This window comes from Pseudomonas juntendi, assembly GCF_021560075.1.
GTDB lineage: Bacteria > Pseudomonadota > Gammaproteobacteria > Pseudomonadales > Pseudomonadaceae > Aquipseudomonas > Aquipseudomonas juntendi.
This window is the reverse complement of record NZ_CP091088.1, coordinates 883,061-896,909: the sequence shown is the minus strand read 5'-3', so window position 1 is coordinate 896,909 and position 13,849 is coordinate 883,061. Positions and strand designations below refer to the sequence as shown.

The window sequence follows — 13,849 nt, the reverse complement described above, 5'->3', positions numbered from 1 at the left end:
GGCCTCAAACGTTGAAGCTTTCGCCGCAGCCACACTCACCGCGCACGTTGGGGTTGTTGAACTTGAAGCCTTCGTTCAACCCTTCCTTGACGAAGTCCAGCTCGGTACCGTCGAGGTACACCAGGCTCTTGGGATCGATGATCACCTTGACGCCGTGGTTTTCGAACACCTGGTCTTCGTCGGCCAGTTCGTCAACGAACTCCAGCACGTAGGCCAGGCCCGAGCAACCGGTGGTGCGCACGCCCAGGCGAATGCCCTCACCTTTGCCGCGCCCATCGAGGGAGCGGCGAATGTGGTTGGCGGCGGCTTCTGTCATGCTGATAGCCATCAGGACTCCTTACCTCGCAACAGGCGGCTTAGATCAAGCCTTTCTTCTGCTTGTAATCGCGCACAGCTGCCTTGATGGCATCTTCGGCGAGTACCGAGCAGTGGATCTTGACCGGCGGCAACGCCAGTTCTTCTGCCAGCTGGGTGTTCTTGATGGTTTCGGCTTCGTCCAGGGTCTTGCCCTTCATCCACTCGGTAGCGAGGGAGCTGGAAGCGATGGCCGAACCGCAACCGTAGGTCTTGAACTTGGCGTCTTCGATCACGCCCTGCTCGTTGACCTTGATTTGCAGACGCATCACGTCGCCACACGCAGGGGCGCCGACCATGCCGGTACCGACATCCGGGTCTTCGGCATTCATCTTGCCGACGTTGCGTGGGTTTTCGTAGTGGTCGATGACCTTTTCACTGTATGCCATGGTGCAATTCCTTCCTCATCAGGGAGCCGCTCTTGCCGGCGACTGCTTAGTGGGCGGCCCACTCGATCTTGGAGATGTCAACGCCGTCTTTGTACATATCCCACAGCGGCGACAGTTCACGCAGTTTGTTGACGGCCTCGCAGACTTTCTGCGCGGCGTAGTCGACTTCTTCTTCGGTGGTGAAGCGGCCGAAGGAGAAGCGGATCGAGCTGTGCGCCAGCTCGTCGTTGCGGCCCAGAGCGCGCAGTACGTACGACGGCTCGAGCGACGCGGAGGTGCACGCCGAACCAGACGATACGGCGATGTCCTTCAGTGACATCAGCAGCGATTCGCCTTCGACGTAGTTGAAGCTCAGGTTCAGGTTGTGCGGTACGCGGGCAGTCTGGCTACCGTTGACGTACAGCTCTTCAAGGCTGGAGACCTGCTTGAAGAAGCGGTCGCTCAGGGCCTTGATGCGTACGTTTTCGGCGGCCATTTCCTGCTTGGCGATGGCGAATGCTTCGCCCATGCCGACGATCTGGTGGGTCGGCAGGGTGCCCGAACGCATGCCGCGCTCATGACCACCACCGTGGATGATGGCTTCCAGACGCACACGCGGCTTGCGGCTGACGTACAGCGCGCCGATGCCTTTCGGGCCGTAGGCTTTGTGCGCCGAGAACGACATCAGGTCGACCTTCAGCTTCTGCACGTCGATTTCCACCTTGCCGGCCGACTGGGCGGCATCGACATGGAACAGCACGCCACGCGCACGGGTCAGCTCACCGATGGCGGCGATGTCGTTGATCGAGCCGACTTCGTTGTTCACGTGCATCAGCGACACCAGGATAGTGTCGTCACGCAGCACTGCCTCGACCATGGCCGGGGTGACGATACCGTCTTCGCCTGGCTCCAGGTAGGTGACTTCGAAACCTTCACGCTCCAGCTGGCGAGCGGTATCCAGTACCGCCTTGTGCTCGATCTTGGAGGTGATGATGTGCTTGCCCTTGGTCTGATAGAAGTGCGCCACGCCTTTGAGGGCGAGGTTGTCGGACTCGGTGGCACCGCTGGTCCAGACGATCTCGCGCGGGTCGGCGTTGATCAGCTCGGCAACCTGGCGACGGCCGTTCTCGACCGCTTCTTCGGCCTTCCAGCCGAACACGTGGGAGCGCGAAGCCGGGTTACCGAAGTTTCCGTCGACCAGCAGGCATTCGGCCATTTTCTGGGCGACGCGTGGGTCAACCGGCGTGGTCGCGGAGTAATCGAGGTAGATCGGCAACTTCATTTGTCTCTCCTATCAGGCGGTGGCGTCGCTCGTCGTGGCTAAGGGTCAATCGACGGCAGACGTCTCAATCTTGTCCAGCTGGGCGGTTCGGCCTGCGACACGACGCAAGTCCTGGCGCTGGGCGACTTCCTGCACCTCACGGCGCATGACAAGGTCGGCCAGGCTGATGCCGCTGAGGAATTCATGGATCTGCTGGCTGAGGTCGCACCACAGGTGGTGGGTCAGGCAGGTATCACCGGCATGGCAGTCCCCGAGGCCCTGGCAACGGGTGGCATCGACCGATTCGTTGACCGCGTCGATGACCTGTGCCACCTGGATGGTTTCCATACCGCGCGACAGCTGATAGCCGCCACCTGGGCCGCGCACACTGGAAACCAGGCTGCTACGGCGCAGCTTGGCGAACAGCTGCTCCAGATAAGAGAGGGAAATGCCCTGGCGCTCGGAAATATCGGCCAAAGACACCGGCCCATGCTGCGCGTGCAACGCCAGGTCGAGCATGGCAGTCACGGCGTATCGGCCTTTGGTAGTCAGTCGCATGGCTATTGGGTACCACGGGAGTTTCGGGATGTGTGCAAGTATGCGATTCCCGAGCATTTAAGTCAACTATTAGACCTACTGCTTTAGTCGGGTTTGCATCTGGGAGGCGGCGCGATTGTAGCAGACGAGGGGCGTGAGCACACGCCCCGTATGTCTACCTCGGTGCGCCGCGGCGCAATCAATGCGGCTGAGTGTCGCGCCTGACGGCCTGGGCCGCTTCGGTGAAGTCATCTTCAGGCAGGGCCGGCAGCTCTTTGGCGCAGTAGTCACTGCCCATTTTCGTCAACGCGCCGCACATACCCTCCAGCCGCTCGTCGACGGCCTGCAGGTGGTCGAGCATCTGGCCAATGGCGCGCGCCACCGGGTCAGGCATGTCGCCACTCACACCGTAGGCGTCGAAGCCGATCTTCTCGGCCATCGCCTTGCGCTTGGCCTCCACTTCGCTGTCTTCGCGCTTGACGATGATGCGCCCGGGGATACCCACTGCCGTGGCACCGGCCGGGACCGCCTTGGTCACCACCGCATTGGAGCCGATCTTGGCCCCCGCACCCACGGTGAACGGGCCCAGCACCTTGGCCCCCGCCCCTACCACCACGCCGTTTTCCAGGGTGGGGTGGCGCTTGCCCTTGTTCCAGCTGGTGCCGCCCAGCGTAACGCCCTGGTACAGGGTGACGTCATCGCCGATTTCGGCGGTTTCGCCGATGACGATGCCCATGCCGTGGTCGATGAAGAAACGCCGGCCGATGGTGGCACCCGGGTGAATCTCGATACCGGTGAGCCAGCGGCCGAAGTTCGAGACCAGGCGCGCCAGCCACTTGAAGTCGCGCCGCCACAAGGCATTACCCATTCGATGCAGCCAGATGGCATGCATGCCCGGGTAGCAGGTGAGCACCTCGAAGGCATTGCGCGCAGCCGGGTCACGGTGGAATACGCTTTGAATATCTTCACGCAGGCGTTCAAACATCTTTCAGTCCTTCCGTTTATGCGGCTCGCCCCGGACCACTTTCTGGGTCTCGGTGAGGATGCCGCGCAAAATGCTCATCTCCGAACGCTCGACCGCCACCCGCCCGTACAGCCGGCGCAAGCGCGGCATCAGGTGCTTGGGCTTTGCAGGGTCGAGGAAGCCGATGCCCACCAGGGTTTTCTCCAGGTGGTCGTAGAACAGCTCCATTTCGTCCATGGTCGCCAGCTCGCTGGCATCCACCTTCTCGACCTGGGCCGGTGCCACACCGGCGGCCAACCAGGCCATGCGCACCTCATAGGCGAGCACTTGCACGGCGGCAGCCAGGTTCAGCGAGCTGAAGTCGGGGTTGGAGGGAATGTGCACGTGGAAGTGACATCGCTGCAGTTCTTCGTTGGTCAGGCCGGCGTGTTCGCGCCCGAACACCAGGGCGATTTCTTCGCCACCATTGGCATGCACCACCGCCTTTTCGCCACATTCACGCGGGCCGATCAACGGCCAGGGAATGCTGCGCTCGCGGGCGCTGGTGCCCATCACCAGGTTGCAGCCGACCAGGGCCTGTTCGAGGCTGTCGACCACCTGGGCATTGCCCAGCACGTCGTCGGCACCAGAGGCGCGGGCACTGGCATCCACGGCGGGGAACTCTTTCGGCTGCACCAGCACCAGACGCGACAAGCCCATGTTTTTCATGGCACGCGCAGCGCCGCCGATGTTGCCGGGGTGGCTGGTATTGACCAGAACAACACGAATATTTTGCAGCAAGGTGTTGCGCTCACAGATGCAGGAATCAGGGGCTTGGATCTTACAGAACCGACAGACGTAACGCCACGAAAGCAAATGTGCCCCTTCTGCCGCCACAGTTTTCTGCTAGAATGATCGGCTTTCTTCTTTAACATCTCCAGGTGACCCGCCCATGCAGCCTATGCTGAATATCGCCCTGCGCGCCGCTCGCAGCGCCAGTGAACTGATTTTCCGCTCCATCGAACGCCTGGATAGCATCAAGGTCGATGAGAAAGAGGCCAAGGACTACGTTTCCGAAGTCGATCGCGCCGCCGAGCAGACCATCGTCAACGCCCTGCGCAAGGCCTACCCGAACCACTCCATCCAGGGTGAAGAAACCGGCCTGCACGCCGGCACCGGTGAAGAGGGCAAGGATTACCTGTGGATCATCGACCCGCTGGACGGCACCACCAATTTCCTGCGTGGCATCCCGCACTTCGCTGTCAGCATTGCCTGCAAATACCGTGGCCGCCTTGAGCACGCCGTGATCGTCGACCCGGTTCGCCAGGAAGAATTCACCGCCAGCCGTGGCCGTGGCGCCCAACTCAATGGCCGCCGCCTGCGTGTCAGCTCGCGCACCAGCCTGGAAGGCGCCCTGCTGGGTACCGGCTTCCCGTTCCGCGACAGCCAGATGGCCGACCTCGACAACTACCTGGGCATGTTCCGCGCCTTGACCGGCCAGACTGCCGGCATCCGCCGCGCCGGCGCTGCCAGCCTGGACCTGGCCTACGTTGCTGCCGGCCGCTTCGACGCCTTCTGGGAATCGGGGCTGTCCGAGTGGGACATGGCCGCCGGCGTGCTGCTGATCCAGGAAGCCGGTGGCCTGGTGAGCGACTTCAACGGTGGCCACGACTTCCTCGACAAAGGCCACATCGTTGCGGGCAACATCAAGTGCTTCAAGGCCGTGCTGACCGCTATCCAGCCACACCTGCCAGAAAGCCTGAAGCGCTAAGCGCGGATTGCTGGCAAACAAAAAGCACCCCTCGGGGTGCTTTTTTGTGCCTGCCGAAGCCGTCCACAATCCGCATTTTGTGGGAGCGGCCTTGTGTCGCGAAAGGGCTGCAAAGCAGCCCCGACACTCTCTGATGGGTCACAGACCCTGGGGCCGCTCCGCGCCCCTTTCGCGACGCAAGGCCGCCCCACATAAAAGAGCGGACCACATTCAGACTTACTGCCCGGCCTCGCTCAGGATCAGCTTGCCATTCTTGTCCACCGGAATGGTCGACCCTGGCTCGCGGTCCATCTTCACCTGCCCTACCTGATCACCCAGGGTGTACTTCACGTTGTACCCCACCACCTTTTCACTGATGTCATTGACCGTATTGCAGCGGGTTTGCGTGGTGGTGTAGGTGTCACGCTGCTGCATGCCTTCCTGCACCTTGTTGCCGGCATAACCACCACCGACCGCACCGGCAACGGTGGCGATCTTCTTGCCTGTGCCGCCACCGATCTGGTTGCCGAGCAAGCCGCCCGCCAGGGCGCCTACCACGGTACCGGCGATCTGGTGCTGGTCCTTGACCGGCGCCTGGCGCGTTACGGCAACGTCCTTGCACACTTCACGCGGGGTTTTCACCTGTTGCTTGATCGGCTGCACGTCGGTGACCTGGGCATATTCAGGCCCCTTGTTGACCAAGCTGTAGGTCGCGACAGCACCTCCGGCAGTCACACCGACAGCACCCAGTACCGCACCCACCAGCATTGATTTATTCACGTCAACCTCCTGATCGTAACAGCGGGTCGCAACCCGCGCTTCTCCCAGCCTTGGAGCAAAAAAAAAGGCGCGAGTTCAATACTCGCGCCTTTTGCACCGCCAGGCGGTGTTGGGCTAGCCGCTACGGACGATCGTCCACGCCTTCTGCCTTGGTCGGCGGGATCAGGTCTTCACTGTTCAGGTTCAGCCAGATCAATACCACGTTGGCGATATAGATCGACGAGTAGGTACCTGCCATCACCCCGATGAACAAGGCCAGCGAGAAGCCGAACAGGTTGTCACCGCCAAAGAACAACAGCGCCGCGATGGCCAGCAAGGTCGAAACCGAGGTGGCGATGGTACGCAGCAAGGTCTGGGTGGTGGACACGTTGATGTTCTCGATCAACGAAGCCTTGCGCATGACGCGGAAGTTTTCCCGCACCCGGTCGAACACGACGATGGTGTCGTTCAGCGAGTAGCCAATGATCGCCAGCACTGCCGCCAACACCGTCAGGTCGAAGGTGATCTGGAAGAACGACAGGATACCCAGTGTGACCACCACGTCGTGAATCAGCGAGATGATCGCCCCCACCGCGAACTTCCACTGGAAGCGGAAGGCCAGGTAGATGAGGATGCCGCCCAGCGCCAGCAGCATGCCCATGCCACCCTGGTCGCGCAGCTCTTCACCCACCTGCGGGCCAACGAACTCGACGCGCTTGAGCGTGGCCGGGTTGTCGCCGCCCGCCTTCTGCAGTGCGGCAGCTACCTTGTTGCCCAGTTGCGGGTCATCACCCGGCATACGCACCAACAGGTCGGTGGTAGCACCAAAGCTTTGCACCACGGCCTCGTGGAAACCGGAGTCGACCAGCTCGGCGCGTACCGCCTTGAGGTCTGCCGGGCGCTCGTAGGTCAGCTCGATCAGCGTACCACCGGTGAAGTCCAGGCCGAAGTTCAGGCCTTTCTGCCACCAGCTGAACAGCGCCAGCACGGTGAGGAGCACGGTAATGGCGAACGCGACATTGCGCACGCCCATGAAGTTGATGGTTTTCATCGCAGCTCCCTCAAACCCACAGCTTCTTGATGTCACGCCCGCCACAGGTCAGGTTGACCATTGCGCGGGTCACCATGACGGCGGTGAACATCGAGGTGAAAATCCCGAGGGACATGGTGACCGCAAAGCCCTTGACCGGGCCGGTACCCATGGCGAACAGGATGCCGCCGACCAGCAGGCTGGTCAGGTTGGCGTCGATGATCGCGGTATAGGCGCGGTTGAAACCTTCGTGGATGGCGCGCTGCACCGACATGCCGGCCTTCAGCTCTTCGCGTATGCGCGAGAAGATCAGCACGTTGGCGTCTACCGCCATACCCATGGTCAACACGATACCGGCAATGCCCGGCAGGGTCAGGGTGGCCCCCAGCAGCGACATCAGTGCCAGCAGCAGCACCATGTTGCCCGCCAGGGCGATGGTGGCGATCACGCCAAAACCACGGTAGATGGCGATGATGAACAGCGAGACGAACAGCATGCCCCACAGCGATGCATCGATACCTTTGGTGATGTTGTCGGCACCCAGGCTTGGGCCAATGGTACGTTCTTCTGCGAAGTACATCGGTGCAGCCAGACCACCGGCACGCAGCAACAGCGCCAGCTCGGACGATTCGCCCTGGCCGTTCAGGCCGGTGATGCGGAACTGGCTACCCAGCGGCGACTGGATGGTGGCCAGGCTGATGATTTTCTTTTCTTCGACGAAGCTTTGCACGGCCACGTCTTTCTCGACGCCGTCGACGGTTTGCTTGACGTAGCGGGTAACCGGCTTCTGCTCAATGAAGATCACCGCCATGCTGCGGCCAACGTTGCTGCGGGTAGCGCGGCTCATCAGCTCGCCACCGTGGCCATCCAGGCGAATGTTCACCTGTGGGCGGCCGTGTTCATCGAAGCTTGCCTGGGCGTCGGTAACCTGGTCACCGGTAATGATCAGCCCGCGCTCGACCGCAGCGGACCGGCCGCCTTCGCGGAACTCGAACACCTCGGTAGTGGCCTTGGACGCACCCGGTTCGGCACCGAAACGGAACTCGAGGTTGGCGGTTTTACCCAGGATACGTTTGGCTTCGGCAGTGTCCTGCACACCCGGCAACTCGACCACGATGCGGTTGGCGCCCTGACGCTGTACCAGCGGCTCGGCCACGCCCAGCTCGTTGACGCGGTTGCGCACGGTGGTGAGGTTCTGCTTGATCGAGTATTCGCGGATTTCGGCGACCTTCGCCTGGGTCAGCGCCAGGCGCAGCACCGCAAGGTCGTTGCGCTCGGTGGTGGTCAGGTCGAAATCATTGAAATTCTTGCGGATCAGGGCTCGCGCCTGTTCGCGGGTTGCATCGTCAGCAAAGCCCAGCATGATGCCACCATCCTGCTGAGGCAGGCTGCGGTAGCGCACACGCTCTTTACGCAGCAAGGTCTTGACCTCGCCTTCGTAGACTTTCATGCGGGCGCTCATGGCCTTGTCCATGTCCACTTCCAGCAGGAAGTGCACACCACCGGACAGGTCCAGGCCCAGCTTCATCGGGCTTGCACCCAGGTTGCGCAGCCATTGCGGAGTCGTCTGGGCCAGGTTCAGGGCCACGACGTAATCATCGCCCAGCGCCTTGCGCACCACATCCTTGGCCGGCAGCTGGTCTTCCTGGTTGGTCAGGCGGATCAGCCCGCTGCCCTTCTCGCCCAGGCTGGTGCCCTTGACTGGGATCTTGGCATCGACCAACGCCTTGCTGACGCGGTCGAGGTCGGCCTGGTTCACCTGCAGCGCCGAGCTGGCACCACTGATCTGCACCGCCGGGTCGTCCGGGTAAAGGTTGGGTGCGGAATAAATGAAACCGACCACCAGTACCAGCACGATCAGTGCATATTTCCACAGAGGGTATTTGTTCAGCATCACGCCGCCCGTTCAAGACGCGGGGCGCGTTGCGCGCCCCGACTGGAAAATAAAACCGGTAACTCAGATAGCCTTGAGCGTACCTTTTGGCAGGGTCGCAGCAATGGCACCCTTCTGGAACTTCAGTTCGACAGTGTCGGACACTTCCAATACCACGAAGTCATCGGAAACCTTGACGATCTTGCCGGCGATACCGCCGTTGGTGACAACTTCGTCACCTTTTTGCAAGTTGCTCAGCAGGTTCTTCTGCTCTTTGGCACGCTTGGCCTGTGGGCGCCAGATCATGAGGTAGAAGATGACCAGGAAACCGACCAGGAAAATCCACTCGAAGCCGGTACCGGCTGGGCCGGCGGCAGGTGCTGCAGCGTCCGCGTATGCGGCGGGGATCAAGAAGCTCATTGGGCACTCCTAATGTAATTTTCTAATAATGGATGCAGACAGTCAGTCCAAGGGCGGAACCGGAAGCCCGCGCTTGGCGTAGAAGGCGTCGACAAAGGCGGCCAATTTACCCTGATGAATGGCCTCGCGTAAACCGGCCATCAAGCGCTGGTAATGGCGCAAGTTGTGGATGGTATTCAGCATGCTGCTCAGCATTTCGCCGCACTTGTCCAAATGGTGCAGATAGGCGCGCGAGAAGTTGGTGCAGGTGTAGCAGTCACAGGTCGGATCCAGCGGCGATTCATCGTGGCGATGGAACGCATTGCGGATCTTGATCACCCCTGTATCGACAAACAGATGCCCGTTGCGCGCGTTGCGCGTTGGCATCACGCAGTCGAACATGTCGACGCCGCGGCGCACACCCTCAACGAGATCTTCCGGTTTGCCTACCCCCATAAGGTAACGAGGTTTGTCAGCCGGCATCTGGTCAGGCAGGTAATCCAGCACCTTGATCATTTCGTGCTTGGGCTCGCCAACCGACAGGCCACCAATGGCCAGGCCATCGAAGCCGATGTTTTCCAGGCCCTCGAGCGAGCGCATGCGCAGGTCCTGGTACATGCCACCCTGGACAATGCCGAACAGCGCGGCGGTGTTGTCGGCGTGGGCGTTCTTCGAGCGCTGGGCCCAGCGCAGCGACAGCTCCATGGAGGTGCGCGCGACATCGTGCTCGGCCGGGTACGGGGTGCACTCGTCGAAGATCATCACCACGTCCGACCCCAGGTCACGCTGGACCTGCATCGACTCTTCCGGGCCCATGAACACCTTGGAGCCATCGACCGGCGAGGCGAAGGTCACACCCTCTTCCTTGATCTTGCGCATGGCGCCCAGGCTGAACACCTGGAAACCACCGGAGTCGGTGAGGATCGGGCCCTTCCACTGCATGAAATCGTGCAGGCCGTTGTGCTTCTTGATCACCTCGGTGCCGGGGCGCAGCCACAGGTGGAAGGTATTGCCGAGGATCATCTCGGCGCCAATGGCCTCGATATCGCGTGGCAGCATGCCCTTGACCGTGCCATAGGTGCCCACCGGCATGAACGCCGGGGTTTCCACGGTGCCACGAGGGAAAGTGATGCGACCGCGACGGGCCTTGCCGTCGGTGGCCAGCAGTTCGAAGGACATTCGACAGGTGCGACTCATGCTTGATCCTCGGGGCCGCGTGGCGCCGGATTGCGGGTGATGAACATGGCATCACCGTAACTGAAGAAGCGGTACCCCTGCTCCACCGCCGCGGCGTAGGCGGCCATGGTCTCGGGGTAGCCGGCGAAGGCCGAGACCAGCATCAACAGCGTGGACTCCGGCAGGTGGAAGTTGGTGACCAGCGCGTCGACCACATGGAACGGCCGACCCGGGTAGATGAAAATATCGGTGTCGCCGCTGAACGCCTTGAGCACGCCGTCGCGCGCGGCACTTTCCAGCGAACGCACGCTGGTGGTGCCCACGGCGATCACCCGGCCACCCCGAGCGCGACAGGCCGTGATGGCATCGACCACGTCCTGGCTCACTTCGAGCCACTCTTTGTGCATATGGTGGTCTTCGATCTTGTCGACACGCACCGGCTGGAACGTGCCAGCGCCCACGTGCAGGGTGACGAAGGCGCGCTCCACGCCCTTGGCGGCGATTTTTTCCAGCAACGCTTCATCGAAGTGCAGGCCGGCGGTAGGCGCGGCCACTGCACCGGCACGCTCGGCGTAGACGGTCTGGTAGCGCTCACGGTCGGCGCCCTCGTCAGGGCGGTCGATATAGGGCGGCAACGGCATGTGGCCGACGCGGTCGAGCAGTGGCAGCACCTCTTCGGTGAAGCGCAGCTCGAACAGTGTGTCGTGGCGGGCGACCATTTCGGCCTCGCCACCGCCATCGATGAGGATGACCGCGCCCTCTTTCGGCGCCTTGCTGGCCCTTACGTGAGCCAGCACCCGGTGGCTGTCGAGCACGCGTTCGACCAGCACCTCCAGCTTGCCGCCAGACGCTTTCTGGCCGAACAAGCGGGCCGGGATGACCCGGGTGTTGTTGAACACCATCAGGTCGCCGGGGCGCAGGTACTCGAGCAAATCGGGAAATTGCCGGTGTGCCAGCACGCCGCTCGGCCCATCGAGGACCAGCAGACGGCTGCCATGGCGCTCGGCCAGTGGGTGGCGGGCGATCAGGGAATCGGGGAGTTCGAAGGAAAAATCGGCGACGCGCATGATGATGTTCGGTTCGGCAGGGCCGGGAAGTTTAGCCCAATGTGTGAAAATTGACCATGAAAGCCGATTGACCGACCAGCGGCAGCTCTCTATACTGCGCGCCACACGCCCTGATGGCGGAATTGGTAGACGCGGCGGATTCAAAATCCGTTTTCGAAAGGAGTGGGAGTTCGAGTCTCCCTCGGGGCACCAAAATCCGGAAAAAGCCGACCTTATGGTCGGTTTTTTTTTCGTCTCGCCAAAACCACCCTTCGCCTTGACGCCACCGCCACGGCGCCTCACCCCGATACCCCGATTCTATTGGCTACCCTTCTGATTAGCACTTAAGCTGTCATTCGTCGGATATATCACGAAAGGATTGTCCGAATAATGGCACTTAGCCATAGTTGCGCACCCTTCCCCTCAATCCTGTGTGAACCATGAAAGCTATAGCGCCCTGTGTGGCAGCAATGATGCTGCTGGGTGGGTGCAATGGAGTGCCAACGTCTTACGTTTCCGATCCCGTCTACAGCCAGGCATTCGTGGTCACCTCCGGTGCTCCGCTGCCAATGCTGCTGATGGCCAGCGCCATCCAGTGGAATGAGGATTACGCAGTAACCGCCAAACACACCCCCTTCCTGCCCAACGTGGTTCACGAAGGCCTCGGTGATGTGGTGTTCTTCAAGCACAAGGCTGCGACGTTACCGGCCTGGCGCCAGTACGTGCCGGGCGAGGCCGTGACGGCGGTCGGCTACAACAGCTTGATGATGCCGATGCAAGGCAAGGGCCATGCCCTGCCGTCGCTGGTTCGGCTGGAAGGTACGCCTGGCAGTGTCTTCTACTCGGTACACGATGGCCCGATCACCAAAGGCATGTCGGGTGGGCCGGTGTTTGCCGACGATGGCAAGGTCGTAGGCATCAACGTGGCCATCATCCCGACCAGCGAGATCGACGCCGGCAGGCGCCCCGACCTGATCGGCAAGGAACGCATCAGCGTGTTCATGTCGTTCAACGAGATCGACAAGGAGTGGCGGCGCTATCAGTACCTGCTGGCACGCAAGGCCAAGCCGAGGGCGCCGGCTGCGGTCAAAGGCTACGTGGCGGTGGCCGCCAAGCCGTGAATCGGGGCGCGGTGCTGGATGGAAAGCGGCCTATGATGTGAGGCTGATGGCCTCTTCGCGGGTAAACCCGCTCCTACAGGGCCTGCGCGGGATTTGAGCCTGCGCTCGGGAGGCCCGAGTGCCATGCCTCAATCACGACACCGCCGGCCTGCTGCTCTATCCACAGCTGGGCTTCACACCATTCGGCATCATCAAGTGGCACCCAATCGTATCCTTATGGATACACCCGCTCAAAGGATGGCGAACCTTCGGCGCCCCTCGACGTCCCATCCTGCATCCCCCGCGTTCCGAGGTACCCCCGCGTGAAAGACGTCATCGCCCGCAAGTACCGCCTGGTGGTGAAGACCATCGGCTACATCGGCTGGTCGCTGTTCTGGCTGCTGATCTGGGATGTGCTGGTCACCATCGACTTCATGCTGTTCTTCAACAGCAAGTTCACCTTGCCGCTGATCCCATTGACCCTGTTGGGTTCTGCGCTGGTGGTGCTGGTGAGCTTTCGCAACAGCAGTGCCTACAACCGCTGGTGGGAAGCACGCACGTTATGGGGCGCGCTGGTGAACAGCTCGCGCAGCTTTGCCCGGCAGACGCTGACCCTGATCGATGACACGGACGACGGCCTGAACCCGGTCAAGGCCACCCTGCTGCGCCGGCATGTCGCCTATGTGAACTGCCTGGCGGCACACCTGAAAGGTGAACCCTGCCCGGATGAACTGATGGCTTTTATCCCGCCGGCGGAGTTCGAACGGCGCAACCGCTCGAACAACTTCGCCAACGACATCCTCAGCGGCTCGGCGGCCCTGCTGGCCCGGGAATACCAGGCCGGGCGGCTGGACAGCATTCGCCTGGCGCGGCTGGAGGCAACCCTGGTGGACCTGTCCAATGCCCAGGGCGGCATGGAGCGGATTGCCAATACGCCGCTGCCGTACCCTTATGTGTATTTTCCGCGCCTGTTCATCACCTTGTTCTGCCTGATCGTGCCGGTGGGGCTGGTGGAGTCGCTGGGCTGGTTCACACCGCTGGCGTCGACGGTGGTGGGGTTCATGTTGCTGGCCATCGAGCGGATCGGTACCGACTTGCAGAGCCCGTTCAGGTTCAGTGAGCACCAGATCCAGATGGACACCATTTGCGAGACGATTGAGCGCAACCTGGAATCCATGCAGCGCGAGGCGCAGTGTGGCGAGGTGGTGGGAGCCTGATGGATTTTGGGGCTGCCTGGCGGCCCTGGCTATCGG

Annotated in this window: 15 protein-coding genes, 1 tRNA gene and 1 pseudogene; 5 read left to right on the top strand and 12 right to left on the bottom strand. The window is 61.7% G+C overall.

Annotated elements, in window-relative coordinates; genetic code table 11:
- Window positions 1-4: 4 nt before the first annotated feature.
- The 6 genes from iscA to trmJ all read right to left on the bottom strand — a co-directional run bounded on the left by iscA (window position 5) and on the right by trmJ (window position 4,264).
- Window positions 5-328, bottom strand: coding sequence for an iron-sulfur cluster assembly protein IscA (gene iscA / locus L1P09_RS04060; protein ID WP_003248536.1), 324 nt, complete (start codon window positions 326-328; stop codon window positions 5-7).
- Between the two features lie 28 nt (window positions 329-356).
- Window positions 357-743, bottom strand: coding sequence for a Fe-S cluster assembly scaffold IscU (iscU, locus tag L1P09_RS04055; RefSeq protein ID WP_003248539.1), 387 nt, complete (start codon window positions 741-743; stop codon window positions 357-359).
- A gap of 46 nt (window positions 744-789) precedes the next feature.
- A complete protein-coding gene (locus tag L1P09_RS04050; RefSeq protein WP_009682042.1) occupies window positions 790-2,004 on the bottom strand; it encodes an IscS subfamily cysteine desulfurase in 1,215 nt (404 codons plus the stop codon).
- A 45-nt stretch (window positions 2,005-2,049) separates the two neighbouring features.
- Entirely contained in the window at window positions 2,050-2,541 is a 492-nt protein-coding gene (iscR, locus tag L1P09_RS04045; protein ID WP_008092572.1) for a Fe-S cluster assembly transcriptional regulator IscR, read from the bottom strand.
- 178 nt (window positions 2,542-2,719) lie between these two features.
- A complete protein-coding gene (cysE, locus tag L1P09_RS04040; protein ID WP_029885475.1) occupies window positions 2,720-3,505 on the bottom strand; it encodes a serine O-acetyltransferase in 786 nt (261 codons plus the stop codon).
- A gap of 3 nt (window positions 3,506-3,508) precedes the next feature.
- Window positions 3,509-4,264 (bottom strand): tRNA (cytosine(32)/uridine(32)-2'-O)-methyltransferase TrmJ, encoded by a 756-nt coding sequence (trmJ, locus tag L1P09_RS04035; protein ID WP_054881954.1) that lies wholly within the window; start codon window positions 4,262-4,264, stop codon window positions 3,509-3,511.
- A gap of 151 nt (window positions 4,265-4,415) precedes the next feature.
- Here trmJ and suhB point away from each other — a divergent pair, with 151 nt between their 5' ends.
- Window positions 4,416-5,234: a type III secretion system regulator SuhB gene (suhB, locus tag L1P09_RS04030; RefSeq protein ID WP_009682045.1), complete on the top strand. Its 819-nt coding sequence runs from the start codon at window positions 4,416-4,418 to the stop codon at window positions 5,232-5,234.
- 216 nt (window positions 5,235-5,450) lie between these two features.
- Here suhB and L1P09_RS04025 read toward each other — a convergent pair whose 3' ends face one another.
- The 6 genes from L1P09_RS04025 to queA all read right to left on the bottom strand — a co-directional run bounded on the left by L1P09_RS04025 (window position 5,451) and on the right by queA (window position 11,517).
- Window positions 5,451-5,993, bottom strand: a complete 543-nt coding sequence (locus L1P09_RS04025; RefSeq protein ID WP_033744396.1) for a glycine zipper 2TM domain-containing protein — start codon at window positions 5,991-5,993, stop codon at window positions 5,451-5,453.
- Window positions 5,994-6,114: 121 nt separating this feature from the next.
- Window positions 6,115-7,023 carry a protein translocase subunit SecF gene (secF, locus tag L1P09_RS04020; protein ID WP_009682047.1) on the bottom strand — a complete coding sequence of 303 codons (909 nt, stop codon included), beginning with the start codon at window positions 7,021-7,023 and terminating at the stop codon, window positions 6,115-6,117.
- Window positions 7,024-7,033: 10 nt separating this feature from the next.
- Window positions 7,034-8,896, bottom strand: coding sequence for a protein translocase subunit SecD (gene secD / locus L1P09_RS04015; RefSeq protein WP_029885472.1), 1,863 nt, complete (start codon window positions 8,894-8,896; stop codon window positions 7,034-7,036).
- Window positions 8,897-8,959: 63 nt separating this feature from the next.
- Window positions 8,960-9,295, bottom strand: coding sequence for a preprotein translocase subunit YajC (gene yajC / locus L1P09_RS04010; RefSeq protein WP_008092587.1), 336 nt, complete (start codon window positions 9,293-9,295; stop codon window positions 8,960-8,962).
- A gap of 42 nt (window positions 9,296-9,337) precedes the next feature.
- Window positions 9,338-10,453 (bottom strand): tRNA guanosine(34) transglycosylase Tgt, encoded by a 1,116-nt coding sequence (tgt, locus tag L1P09_RS04005; protein ID WP_009682049.1) that lies wholly within the window; start codon window positions 10,451-10,453, stop codon window positions 9,338-9,340.
- Window positions 10,454-10,467: 14 nt separating this feature from the next.
- The gene (gene queA, locus L1P09_RS04000; protein ID WP_009682050.1) at window positions 10,468-11,517 is read right to left on the bottom strand and encodes a tRNA preQ1(34) S-adenosylmethionine ribosyltransferase-isomerase QueA; all 1,050 of its coding nucleotides are present in this window, start codon (window positions 11,515-11,517) and stop codon (window positions 10,468-10,470) included.
- A gap of 107 nt (window positions 11,518-11,624) precedes the next feature.
- Between queA and L1P09_RS03995 the strand changes: the two genes are divergently transcribed.
- From L1P09_RS03995 to L1P09_RS03980, 4 genes and pseudogenes are all read left to right on the top strand, one after another.
- Window positions 11,625-11,709, top strand: a tRNA-Leu gene (locus L1P09_RS03995).
- 260 nt (window positions 11,710-11,969) lie between these two features.
- Window positions 11,970-12,617: a trypsin-like peptidase domain-containing protein gene (locus L1P09_RS03990; protein ID WP_029887430.1), complete on the top strand. Its 648-nt coding sequence runs from the start codon at window positions 11,970-11,972 to the stop codon at window positions 12,615-12,617.
- 103 nt (window positions 12,618-12,720) lie between these two features.
- Window positions 12,721-12,807: pseudogene (locus tag L1P09_RS03985) on the top strand (GNAT family N-acetyltransferase); the annotation flags it as partial.
- Window positions 12,808-12,919: 112 nt separating this feature from the next.
- A complete protein-coding gene (locus L1P09_RS03980) occupies window positions 12,920-13,813 on the top strand; it encodes a bestrophin family protein (RefSeq protein ID WP_029887429.1) in 894 nt (297 codons plus the stop codon).
- The last annotated feature ends 36 nt before the right edge of the window (window positions 13,814-13,849 follow it).